Here is a 12344-nt window from a genome sequence, read left to right as displayed (position 1 = left end):
GTAACGTTCTTCACGAACGCAGCGCCAAGCCCTCTACCAGCGGCGACAGCGAAAACCCACCGACAAGAAAGCGAGTTCTCCATGTCTGTTTTCGGCTTCTTCCTCCTGTTCTTCATCGGCCTGTTCCCGGTCCTGGTGCCCGCCGCGACCTCCACCGTGCGTGCGGTCAGCGATTGGCGCGGACGCCGCCTGGCCACCGCCCAGTAATCAGCACCCAAGCGAAGGAGAGCCGCCATGAGCACCGTGAGCGCCACCGACCTCGACAGCATCGACCTGGCCGACCCGGCCATCTGGGCGGCAGGCCCGCCGTATGAGCTGTTCGCCCGGATGCAGCGCGAAGCCCCGGTGCACTACAGCCCGCAGCACACCGCGCCGGGCGAAGGCGGCTTCTGGTCGATCACGCGGTACGACGATGTCCGCGCGGTCAGCCGCGACCACCGCACGTTCTCGTCCGAACGACGCGGCATCTTCAACGTCGACGACATCGGAGTCCCGCTCGACGTCCAGCGCCTCCAGCTGATCTCGATGGACCCGCCCCGCCACGACCGGCTCAAGGCCCTGGTCATCAAGGCCTTCACGCCCGAACGCGTCGCGGCACACGAGGAGGCCATCAAGCAGATCATCGGCGAGGTGCTCGACAGCGTCGCCGACCGGGACCGGTTCGATCTGGTCGCCGACGTCGCGCGGCCTGTCCCGGCCCGGGTGATCGGCTCGATGCTCGGCACGCCACCCGAGGACGACGAGCGGCTGGTGCACTGGACCAACGTGTTCAGCGCGTTCGAAGACCCCGAGATCCGGGCGCAATGGGATGACGCAGGCGCGATCGTGCTGGAGATCATCGCCTATCTCAACGAGCAGATGGAGCTGCGCAAGGACGCGCCGCGCGACGACCTGATCACCGCGGTGATGAACGCCGAGGTCGACGGGGAGAAGCTGACCGAACTCGAGATGGCCACGTTCTTCGCGCTGCTGATGACCGCAGGCAACGACTCGACGCGTGCCACCTACAGCGCGACCATGCTCGCGCTCATGCAGAACCCCGACCAGCTCGCGCTGCTGAGGGAGAACCCGGAACTGATCGACGCGACCGTCGAGGAAGGGCTGCGCTGCTTCCCGGCGTTCGCATTCATGGCCCGCGCCGCCACCAAGGACTTCGAACTGCACGGCACGACCATCAAGGAGAACGACCGGCTGCTGCTGTGGTACATCGCGTCCAACCGCGACGAGACCGCGTTCGACAACCCGAACAAGTTCGACATCACCCGCGAAGGACTCGCCGACCGGCATCAGGCCTTCGGCGGCCGCGGCAGGCACTTCTGCCTCGGCGCCAACCTGGCCCGCCTCGAGCTCAAACTGTGGATCCAGGAGACGCTGCGACGGTTCCCCGATCTTGCGCTCGACGGCGAACCGACCCGCGTGCAGGCGCTGTTCCTCAACCAGTACAAGTCCATCCCGGTCCGGCGGACGTCATGACCAGGCCCGCCTACCGTGAAGTCGAACTCGACCTGCTGGTCACCGGCCGCGAAGATTCCGCCGACGGCGTGGTGACACTGACCCTGGCCGACCCGTCCGGGGCCGACCTGCCCGAATGGACGCCCGGCGCCCACATCGACCTGGTGATGACTCCGGAGCTGGTCCGCCAGTACTCGCTGTGCGGCGACACCACCAACCGCGCCGAATGGAAGGTCGGTGTGCTGCTGGATCCCGCGAGCCGCGGCGGATCGGAGTTCGTGCACAACAAGCTGCACGAGGGCGCCACGGTGCGGGTTCGCGGACCACGCAACCACTTTGCGCTCGTGCACGCGCCGCGCTACCAGTTCATCGCAGGCGGCATCGGCATCACGCCCATGCTGCCGATGATCGCGGCCGCCGAGGCCACCGGTGCGGACTGGCACCTGCTCTACGGGGGCCGCACGCGGTCCTCGATGGCCTACCTCGACCAGCTCTCCCACTACGGTGACCGCGTCACGGTGTGCGCCCGCGATGAGGGCGCCACGTTCCGGACCACGCTGGAAACCGTTCTGGCCGAATCCCACCCGGACACCCTGGTGTACTGCTGCGGTCCGGAAGGGCTGCTCACCGCGACCGAGGACGGGTGCGGGCACTGGCCCGCCGACAGCCTGCACGTCGAACGCTTCTCCGCCAAGACCGTCGAGGACACCCCGGACACCCTGGACTCGTTCGAGGTGGAGTGCCAACGGTCGGGCCTCACTCTGACTGTGCCACTGGGCAAGACGATCTACGAGGTGGCCGAGGACGCCGGCCTCGATGTGCTCGGTTCATGCATGGAGGGTGTGTGCGGCACGTGTGAATGCGACGTCCTCGAGGGCGAGCCAGACCACCGGGACTCGGTGCTCAACGACGCCGAGAAGGAAGCCGGCCAGTCCATCATGATCTGCGTATCACGCTCCCGCTCACAAAGATTGGTGCTCGACTTATGAGAAACCCGCGCATCAACTATCCGTTCAACTGCTGGTACGTCGCTGCCCTGCGCGACGAGGTCGGGCCCGAGCTGTTCGCCCGCCGCCTGCTCGACATCCCGGTGATGCTCTACCGCCGCGGCGACGGCTCCGTGGTCGCGATGGAGGACCGCTGCGCGCACCGGCCCCATCCGCTGTCGGACGGCCGCCGCGACGGCGATCTGGTGCGGTGTGGTTACCACGGCTTCGCCTACGATCCGGCGGGAGATCTCGTCGACGTGCCGTCGCAGGACAACGTGCCGCGCGGCGTGCGGATCCGCACCTACCCAGTCGTCGAACTAGGGCCGTTCATCTGGATCTGGCTGGGCGATCCGGGTGCGGCCGCGCTGCGCACCCCACCGCGGGTACCGTGGCTCGCCGACGGCTCGAACTGGGCGAGCAGTCTCGAAGTGCTGGGCATCGAAGCGAACTACCTTCTGCTGCATGAGCATTACCTCGACCTGACCAACGTCTTCACGCTGCACCCCGAGATGGTGCCGCCCGACATCGAGGTGCTGCCCCCGCTCGAAGAGGTCGAGGTATCGGAACGCTCGGTCGCCTACTTCCGCACCACCCCGCCCAGCAGGCTGGCGCCGTGGGAGACCCAGGCCACGGGGCTGCCCGCCGACACGAGCGGGATCCGGCGCGAGGAAGGCATCTTCGTCTCCCCCGCGTTGCACGTGCAGCGCTACGTGATCGAGCCGGCCGACGCCGCGCCCCGCCAGCTGTTGCGGGTGCAGGGGTTCACCCCGGAATCTCCCGGCGTCACACACATTTTCCTGCAGATGGCCCGCGACTACGCGATCGACGACGACGCGGTCGGCAAATTCCTGGCCACGATGTTCCACGAGTGGGCCGAGCGCGACGCCGTGGCGTTGGAGACCGTGCAGCGCCGGCGCGACGAAGATGCCCTCCCCAGGCGGGAATTCAACGTCAAGGCCGATCGGGCCGCGGTGCGGGCCCGTCGTATCGCTCTCGACATGGTCGACGAGGAATCCGGCCGGCTCACCCGAGAGTGGACCGCGATATGACCATCGAGGAACTCATGATCAGCTTCCCGGTGCTGGGCTGGGCGCATGGCTGACTTCGACTACGACGTCGTGGTGATCGGCTCGGGCTTCGGCGGTTCGGTCGCGGCACTGCGGTTGACCGAGAAGGGGTACCGCGTGGGCGTCCTGGAAGCCGGGCGCCGCTTCGAGGACGCCGACTTCGCCGACACCAACTGGCAGGTCCGCAAGGCGTTCTGGGCACCGCGGCTGGGCTGCACCGGCATTCAACGAATCCACGTCCTGCCAGACGTCGTGGTGCTCGCCGGGGCCGGCGTGGGCGGCGGATCCCTGGTCTACGCCAACACCCTCTACGAACCGAAATCGGATGCGTTCTATCAGGATCCGCACTGGGCAGGCATCACCGACTGGAAATCCGAACTCGCCCCGTACTACCGCCAGGCCAAACGCATGCTCGGTGTGGTGACCAATCCGACCATGACCCCGTCGGATCGGGTGCTGCTCAAGGTCGCCGCCCAGATGGGCGTGGCCGACACGTTCGGCATGACACCGGTCGGCGTGTACTTCGGCGCACCCGGCGTCGAGGTTCCCGACCCGTTCTTCGGCGGCGCGGGTCCGGCCCGCCGCGGCTGCCTGCAATGTGGCGAGTGCATGACCGGATGCCGGCACAATGCCAAGAACACGCTGCTGAAGAACTACCTGTACCTTGCCGAACGGGCGGGTGCGCAGGTGCACGCCCTGACCACCGTCACGTCGGTGCGGCCGCTGGCGACCGGCTATGCGATCGACACCGTGCGGACCGGATCCTGGCGCCCCACGCGCACGGCCCGCACGTTCACCGCGGAGCACGTCATATTCGCCGCGGGCACGTGGGGCACGCAGCAGCTGCTGCACCGCATGAAAGCCGGGCGCACCCTGCCGCAGCTGTCGGATCGCCTCGGTGAGCTGACCCGCACCAACTCCGAGGCGATCTGCACCGCCAGCACCAAGCTCGGCAAGCGCGACGGAGCCGAGTTTCAGCAGGGCGTCGCGATCACGTCGTCGATCCACCCGGACGACAAGACCCATATCGAACCGGTGCGCTACGGCAAGGGTTCCAACGCAATGGCGCTGCTGACCACCGTGATGACCGACGGCGGCGGCCGGATCCCGCGCTGGCTCAAATGGCTCGGTCAGCTGCTGCGCCACCCCGCTCATGCCGCGTCGTTGTATGCGGGCCTGCGGGACTGGTCGCAGCGCACGGTCATCGCGCTGGTGATGCAGACCGAGGACAACTCGCTGACCCTGTTCCCGAGACGGACCCGCTTCGGCCGCGTGCGGGTGTCCTCGCGCCAGGGCCACGGCGTGCCGAACCCGACCTGGATCCCCGCGGCCAACGAAACCGCGCGACGCCTGGCCGATGAGATCGACGGTGCGCCGTACAGCAGCATCGGCGAGATCCTCGACATCCCGATGACCGCGCACTTCCTCGGTGGCTGCGTGATCGGCGATTCGGCTGCCCGCGGTGTCATCGATCCGTACCACCGGGTGTTCGGTCACCCCGGCCTGCACGTCTTCGACGGCTCGGCGATCTCGGCCAACATCGGGGTGAATCCGTCGCTGACCATCACCGCGCAAGCCGAACGCGCCGCGTCGTTCTGGCCCAACCGCGGCGAGGTCGACCCACGGCCCGCGCTGGGCGAGGCCTATCAGCGGATCCCCGCGGTGGCACCCGCTCATCCCGCCGTGCCCGCGACTGCACCTGCCGCCCTGCGACTGACAGCCGCGCCGCTGACCTGAGCGAGGGTCGAGTAGTCGAGTACTCGTGTGGCGATCTCGCCATCGCCCTATGGTTTCTCCACGGTCGTTGACGTCGGAGGATGCCAGATGAAGATGAGCTCGCCCACGCATGTCCATTCCGCCGAGCGGGGCCTGCCATGAGTCTGCGCATCGGTGACGTCCCGCAGACCACCGACGTCCTCGTGATCGGTTCGGGTTTCGGTGGATCCGTGGTGGCCGAGACGCTCGCCGAGGCAGGTGTCGAGGTCTGTCTGGTCGAACGCGGCAAGGGTTACCCGCCGGGTTCGTTCCCGCGCACGCCTGCGGGTGTCGGCACGAATTTCTGGGATCCGTCGGCGGGGTTGCACGGCATGTTCAACGTCTGGTCGTTCGACGGCCTGGACTCGGTGGTGTCGAGTGGAGTCGGCGGCGGCTCCTTGATCTATGCCAACGTGATGTTGCGCAAGGACGAGTCGTGGTTCCGGCAACACCACCCGTATCGGCCAGGCATCACAGAAGAGTGGTCCTTCGGCTACGGCGACCTCGAACCGCACTACGACGCGGTCGAGCGGTTCCTCGACGTGCAACGACTGCCCGCGCATCACCCACAGTTCAACCTGCCCAAGACCGCCGCGTTCCAGGCGGCCGCAACGCGGTTGGACGGCGCTCACACCACGTTCGCCCCACTGGCCGTCCGGTTCCGTGACGCGCAGGGCGAGCCGGCGATCGGGGCACCGCTGCCGGATGCCGGCTACCCGAACCTGTTCGGGGCACCCCGCCGAACGTGCCGAATGCTCGGCGAGTGCGACGTCGGCTGCAACGACGGCGCCAAGAACAGCCTCGACCATACCTACCTGTCCGCGGCCAGCCACCACGGCGCGTCCCTGCATGAGCGGACCGAGGTACGCACGATCACGCGCCGCGACGACGGACGGTTCGACGTCGAGGTCGTGGTGCACCGTCCGGAGAACGAAGGCAGCCCCACCGACACCCGCGCGCTGCCGATCCACACGATCACCGCGCGCCGCGTCGTGGTTTCGGCAGGGACGTTCGGCAGCACCTATCTGCTGTTGAAGAACCGGGAACGGCTGGGTTTGGACAACCCGGCCCTGGGAACCCGGTTCTGCGGCAACGGCGACCTGCTCGGTTTCATCTTCAATTCGCGCGAAAAGCTCGACGGCACAAACGGTCCGGTCATCACGTCCTACGCGCGCTTCCCCGACCGGATCGATACCGGAGCGGCCGAGGACTTCGGCATGTACATCGAGGACGCCGGCTATCCGGCCTTCGCTGCCTGGCTCGTGGAAACCTCGCAGGCGGGCCGGCAGCTCGGCCGGCTGTCCGGTCTGGTCGCCAAGAGGATGTGGTCGCGGTGGACGGGACGGTGGCGCACCTCGCTGTCTGCCGACATCGCGTCGGTGCTCGGCCCGGGAAGGCTTACCGCGCAGAGCCTTCCGGTGCTCGGCATGGGCCGCGACATCCCCGACGGCACGCTGTACCTGCGCAACGGGGACACCCCCGAAGAGATTCTCGACAGCACCTGGACCACCCGTACGTCGATGAACTACTTCGACACCATGGTGCACCGGATGGGCAAGATCGCCGAACTGCTCGACGGCGATTTCGTGGTCAACCCGAGCTATCTGCTGCAGCGCAGGGTCATCACCGTGCACCCGCTCGGCGGCTGCCCGGCCGACACCACCAGGGCCACCGGCGTCGTCGACAGCCACGGCCGGGTCCACGGTGTCCCGGGATTGCGGGTCTGCGACGGGTCGGTGTTCCCCGGGCCGGTCGGCGCCAACCCGTCGCTGACCATCGCGGCGTTCGCCCGGCGCGTCGCACTGGACATGCTCGAAGAATCCCCGTCGACGTACCACGACGACGAGGACTCGGAACTCGCGGGAGCGTCATGAAAGTCAAATTCACCGAATCGATGGCCGGGTTCTACACCGTGAACTCGCCGGCCTATGACGCCGGTTATGTGGTGGGGCAACGTGATTGGAACCGGCTGTCGTTCCGGTTGACCATCGGCACCGACGACCTCGACAGAGTGCGGTCCGACCCAGACCACCGCATGCAGGCGATCGGCGAGGTGCGTTGCAAGGAGTTCAGCCCGGTCGGCATGCCGGTACACGACGGCACTTTCGACCTGTTCGCGCCGGCCCCGGCCGAGGGCCGCTACCTCATGCGCTACCGGCTGCCGTTCTCCACCTCGGCGGGAGAGATGACGCTGCTCGGGTACAAGGACGTCGGCGACGACTGGGGCATCGACCCGTGGTCGGACACCACGACGCTCTACACCCGGCTGGTCCGCGGCACCGCCGACCACGACGCCGATCCCGAGACCGAACACGCGCGCGGCATCCTGCGCCTCAACGCCCTGATGTTCGCACGGCAGCTCACCACGTTTCGCGGTTCGCCTCTGGGCGTGGCCCAGTTCGGCTCGTTCTTTCTCAATCGACTGCTGGCCGCCTACGGCGGTCCCCGACGGAAGCCCCCGCTATGACATCGACCGAGGCCACCGAACTCGTCACCGAGATCGTGCCGTTCACAGCAGCCGACGGCATGGAACTCAACCTGCACCACGTCCGGGGCCCGCAGGAACCGTGGCGGGGGCCCGTCATCCTGGCGCCCGGCGCCGGGGTTCGCGCCAACCTGTTCCGTGCCCCCGAATCCGTCAACATCGTCGACGCGCTCGTGGCCGACGGCTGGGATGTCTGGCTGGAGAACTGGCGGGCCAGCATCGACCTGCCGCTCAACGACTGGGATCTGGATCAGGCCGCGGTGCTCGACCATCCGCGCGCAGTCGCGTGCATCATCGACAAGACCGGCGCCGACACCGTGAAAGCCCTGATCCACTGCCAGGGTTCGAGCAGCTTCGCGTTGTCGGCCGTGTCGGGCCTGCTGCCGCAGGTGGACCGGATCGTGTCGAATGCGATGTCGCTGCATCCGGTCATCCCGCGGTGGTCGCAGTTCAAGATCACCCAGGTGGTCCCGCGGATCACGCCGATATTTCCCCGCCTGAACCCCCGCTGGGGCACCGACCGGCCGTCGCGGTGGGTCGAACGCGCGATGGTGGCCATGGTCAATGCGACACATCGCGAGTGCGACAACGGATCCTGCAAGATGGTCAGTTTCACGTACGGGTCCGGCAGGCCCGCGCTGTGGGCGCACGAGAACCTGTCGGCCAGAACCCACGAGTGGTTGCGTGCCGAATTCGGTTCCGTTCCACTGACATTCTTCAACCAGATGGGCGCATCTGTGCGGCGGGGCCGCCTGATGCCGACGGGGAAGTTCCGCGAGCTGCCCGCCGATCCGATGTCAGGACCGCCCCAGACCGATGCGCGGTTCACGCTCATCGCGGGTGAACACAACCGCTGCTTCCTGCCTGCCAGCCAACACCGCACGTTCGAGTACCTCGACTCCTACCGGCGCGGTTATCACCGGATCCACGAGATCCGTGGCTACGGCCATCTCGACATCTTCATGGGGCGGTATTCGGCCCGTGACGTCTTCCCACTCATTCTCGAGGAGTTGAGCGCATGACCCTACCGGCACGCCAGCGGGCACTGGCGGGACAATATGCCCTCGACAAGGTCGTACCCCGATGATCGAACAGTTTCTCAACCGGGACTTCATGCTCGCGGTTACCGAGGGGGCCAGGACGGTCCTGAACAAGGAAACGTCCGCACATCAACGCCGGGGCAAGAAATCCCCACTGGACGACTACTCCACCGCCGACCTTCACGAACTCGAGGAGGCGCTGGGGCAGGCAGCGGCCGAGCTCGGTGCGCCCGAGCCGGTGCCAGCCGCAGCGGCGGACGCCCCGCCACCGCGCGAGGACCACATCTTCCTGCCTCACAACCAGCTGATGGCCATCCTGCAGTCCGCGCTCGAACAGGCCATCGCCGAACACGATCCCGGCAAGGTGTCGTCGCAATCCCCGGCCGCCGGCCGGCGCCGCGGCGGTGCCACGCCTGCCATCACCGGCAGCAGCCTGAAAGGTGTTGAACTGGCGCCGACCGTCGGCAACCGGCGGGTGTGGAAGAAGATGGAGATCGCCACCGGAAAGTGGGCCTGGCTCAGCGACCCCCGGTGGGCGCTGTCCCTCGTCAACAAGATCTGGCGGGATGCGTGCACGGGCAGTCACCCGTTCGTGGACAACCCGGCGACGATCAAAGTCGCCAATGACGCGGTGATCATCGTGATCGGTGACTGGGGCTCGGGTCTGCCGCGGGCCCGCCTGGTCGCCGATCAGGTCGCCAAAGAACTGGCGCGAGATCCGCATAGGCAGAAGGTCGTCATCCACCTCGGCGACGTGTATTACTCGGGTACCGAACGGGAGTTCCGGGAGCGCTTCCTCGATCCATGGCCCGTGCCGAAAGGGTCCGAGGTCGTCTCGCTCACGATCCCCGGGAATCACGAGCTGTACTCGGGTGGTTTCGCGTACTTCGACGTGGGCCTGACCGATCCGCGGTTCGCGCGCCAGCAGGGCTGCAGCTACTTCGCGGTCGAGACCGACCACTGGCAGTTCCTGGGCCTTGACACCGCCTACCAGGACGCCGGCCTGTTCGGCGGACAAACCGGCTGGGCGCGGGACCGGATCGTCAACGCCCCACCGGACATGCGCACGTGCCTGTTGAGCCATCATCAGTTGTTCAGCGCGCACGAGAACAAGAACCACCCGCTGCGGACCCAGATCGAACCGGTCCTCGCGACCGAACGGGTCGACGCCTGGCTGTGGGGCCATGAACACCGCTGTATCCAGTACTCGCCCACCACCTACAACGGGCACCGGCTGGGCTTCGCGAGCTGCATCGGCCACGGTGGCGTGCCGGAATACCTGGTGATGAAAGAGGGCCAGACCGCGCCGGCGCCATGGGAATACGAATACCTCAAGCGGTTCAGCACCGGCCTGGAACCGTGGGGCATGTTCGGCTTCGCGGTGCTCGACCTGCACGACGAACGCCTCGACGTCCGTTACGTCGACGAGGCCGGGCACGAGCATCACCGCGTCGACCAGGTGGGGGTGGCACCGTGATCATTGCCGGCTACGACTTCATTCCCATCACCGAGATCACCTATGTCCACGGCACTCTCGACAAGGTCGTCGACGGACTCGTCAAGCGAACGCCGCCAGGGACCGACATCGTGGTGCAGATCGGGGCGGCCGAGATTCGGGTGTTCCTCGGTGCCGACCGCGACGAGCTGCTGCAGCTCTGCGACAACCGCGTCAAACTGCGCGCCGCGATCCGGCAGGCGCCGGTCGTCGACGTGTTGCACGGCACCGACGGCCGCGAGCTCCAGCGTCGGCTACAGCGGCTGCCCGAGCCGCGGGTGGTCGCGGTGATGTCCGGCGGCTCGGCGGTCGGCATCCTCATCGCGCACCGCGACGTTCGCCACGCTCCCGCACCCGGCGGCCGGGTACACCTCGACGGCTTTGGTGGTGCGATCTTGCCCGAGATGGCCGAGGCGTTGCCCGATTTCGGCGCGCCACCACCGGTCGAAGTGGCACCTGCACCACCACCGCGTCGGCGGCGAAGCCGCGCCCGGGCCGCCGCGCCCGAACCGGCCGCGGACACCGTACTGGAGCGGACCCCGCACCTGGATGCGCCGGACCGACTGCCCAAGGCGGCAGACAGCAGGATCACCGTGACGGTGTACCTCGACGAGGCACCGATGGCAGAGCAGGAAGACGGCCGCGACGTGGTCATCACGGCTCCGGAATCGGTCACCGAAATCGCCCTCACGGTCGAACTCGTGACCAGCCCGCATTTCCGTCATCGCGGCGGGCAACGGCGCGAAGTCACTCTGAAGCGCAGCGAAAAGCGCACTGCAGAAGCCACTTTCGAGCTGGAGGTGACTGCGGACGCGCCCAGGCGGCCCGCAGGTATGCTGGCCCAGTTCAGTTACAACGGCAGGCCGAGCGGATTCGTCAGCCGAGCCTGGGACTGGACCGTAGCCGCATCGGAGGCGCCCGAGATACCCGGGCATGCGGCGGCCGCGTCGAGCTTGCCCATCCACGTCGAATCGGTCGCTCCGGATGTCACCGTCAAGGTGACCGCGCCGGTCGCCGACGGGCAGCACTACGTGTGCAGTGTCGAGTCCCCACTGCTGCCCGCATACCAGGCTGGGGTTTCAGCCGAGTTCGGCCTGCCGGAGACCGCAGCCGAGTTCGTCGCGAAGAAGCTCGACGGCCTGATCGACGAATCACGGTCCGCCACCGAGCGCAGGCGCAACCTCAAGGAGGCCGGATACCGTTTCTGGAAGGCTGCGCCACCCACGTTCCAAAAGTTGATCTGGGATCTGATCGACGCGAACGTCACGGTCAAGAATCTCTACATCGCGACCGCCGAACCGACGTTGCCGTGGGAACTGATGATTCCGCATCGCGTGGTCGCGGGGTTCGCCGAAGAACGCGCACCGCTGGGTGTCGAGTTCGCGATCGGCCGGTGGACCCGCAGCGATTCCGCATCGCCACCGCAGCGACTGCCGGTGAGCAGAACCTTCGTGGTCGCTCCCCGCTACGAGGGGGAACGGAAGCTGGCATCGGCGGACGACGAAGTCACCTACATGACTCAAAACCTGCGCGGGATCAAGATCGAGGACGCCTCGATCGACGGTCTCGACCGCTACTTCCAGGACAATTCGGCTTCGCTGCTGCATTTCGTCTGTCACGGCGCCAGTGACCAGGACAACTTCGACGCGGTCCTGCTGCTCGACAACGAACAGGAACTCCGCTCCGACACGATCCTGGCGCTCGACGGCTTCAAGGCCCTGTGCCGGCGTCGTGCCCCCATGGTGTTCCTCAACGCGTGCCAAACCGGGATGAGCATCCCGGCGCTTGTCGGGGGCGCCGGATTCCCCGTCGCGTTCAGCGACATCGGGGCACGGGCGATTCTGGCTCCGCTGTGGCCGGTCGACGACACCTTGGCGCACCAGTTCGCGGTCGAGGTCTACCAGACCGCATTGACGTCCCCGGGCACGCCGATCGCCGAGATCGTGCGGCGCGTGCGCCAACGGGCCTACGACGACGAGGACACCGACACCTACGCGGCGTACGCGTTCTTCGGTGACCCCAGCGCGGTTTTGGAGCTCGTCGACGGTTGAGTGACCCGGC

10 protein-coding genes are annotated in these 12344 nt (G+C 67.2%); all 10 read left to right on the top strand.

The window, feature by feature from the left end; genetic code table 11:
* Positions 1-81: 81 nt before the first annotated feature.
* The 10 genes from G6N67_RS39520 (at position 82) to G6N67_RS16945 (ending at position 12334) form a co-directional block, all read left to right on the top strand.
* Positions 82-207, top strand: coding sequence for a hypothetical protein (locus G6N67_RS39520; protein WP_268951280.1), 126 nt, complete (start codon positions 82-84; stop codon positions 205-207).
* Between the two features lie 27 nt (positions 208-234).
* Positions 235-1473, top strand: a complete 1239-nt coding sequence (locus G6N67_RS16985) for a cytochrome P450 (protein ID WP_036430143.1) — start codon at positions 235-237, stop codon at positions 1471-1473.
* Complete coding sequence (locus G6N67_RS16980; protein ID WP_036430145.1) at positions 1470-2441, top strand: PDR/VanB family oxidoreductase; 972 nt, start codon at positions 1470-1472, stop codon at positions 2439-2441. Before G6N67_RS16985 ends, G6N67_RS16980 begins: the two co-directional genes overlap by 4 nt.
* Positions 2438-3490, top strand: a complete 1053-nt coding sequence (locus G6N67_RS16975; RefSeq protein ID WP_036430147.1) for a Rieske 2Fe-2S domain-containing protein — start codon at positions 2438-2440, stop codon at positions 3488-3490. The genes G6N67_RS16980 and G6N67_RS16975 overlap by 4 nt, the downstream gene beginning before the upstream one ends.
* A gap of 45 nt (positions 3491-3535) precedes the next feature.
* Positions 3536-5245 carry a GMC oxidoreductase gene (locus G6N67_RS16970; protein ID WP_036430149.1) on the top strand — a complete coding sequence of 570 codons (1710 nt, stop codon included), beginning with the start codon at positions 3536-3538 and terminating at the stop codon, positions 5243-5245.
* Positions 5246-5382: 137 nt separating this feature from the next.
* Entirely contained in the window at positions 5383-7137 is a 1755-nt protein-coding gene (locus tag G6N67_RS16965; protein WP_051578534.1) for a GMC oxidoreductase, read from the top strand.
* Positions 7134-7730: a hypothetical protein gene (locus tag G6N67_RS16960; RefSeq protein ID WP_036430150.1), complete on the top strand. Its 597-nt coding sequence runs from the start codon at positions 7134-7136 to the stop codon at positions 7728-7730. The genes G6N67_RS16965 and G6N67_RS16960 overlap by 4 nt, the downstream gene beginning before the upstream one ends.
* The gene (locus G6N67_RS16955) at positions 7727-8770 is read left to right on the top strand and encodes an esterase (protein ID WP_073915794.1); all 1044 of its coding nucleotides are present in this window, start codon (positions 7727-7729) and stop codon (positions 8768-8770) included. The genes G6N67_RS16960 and G6N67_RS16955 overlap by 4 nt, the downstream gene beginning before the upstream one ends.
* A gap of 61 nt (positions 8771-8831) precedes the next feature.
* Entirely contained in the window at positions 8832-10265 is a 1434-nt protein-coding gene (locus G6N67_RS16950; protein ID WP_051578536.1) for a metallophosphoesterase family protein, read from the top strand.
* Positions 10262-12334 carry a CHAT domain-containing protein gene (locus G6N67_RS16945; protein ID WP_036430152.1) on the top strand — a complete coding sequence of 691 codons (2073 nt, stop codon included), beginning with the start codon at positions 10262-10264 and terminating at the stop codon, positions 12332-12334. Before G6N67_RS16950 ends, G6N67_RS16945 begins: the two co-directional genes overlap by 4 nt.
* The last annotated feature ends 10 nt before the right edge of the window (positions 12335-12344 follow it).

It is taken from the genome of Mycolicibacterium mageritense, from assembly GCF_010727475.1.
Classification (GTDB): Bacteria; Actinomycetota; Actinomycetes; order Mycobacteriales; family Mycobacteriaceae; genus Mycobacterium; species Mycobacterium mageritense.
This window is presented reverse-complemented; position numbering and strand designations above follow the sequence as displayed.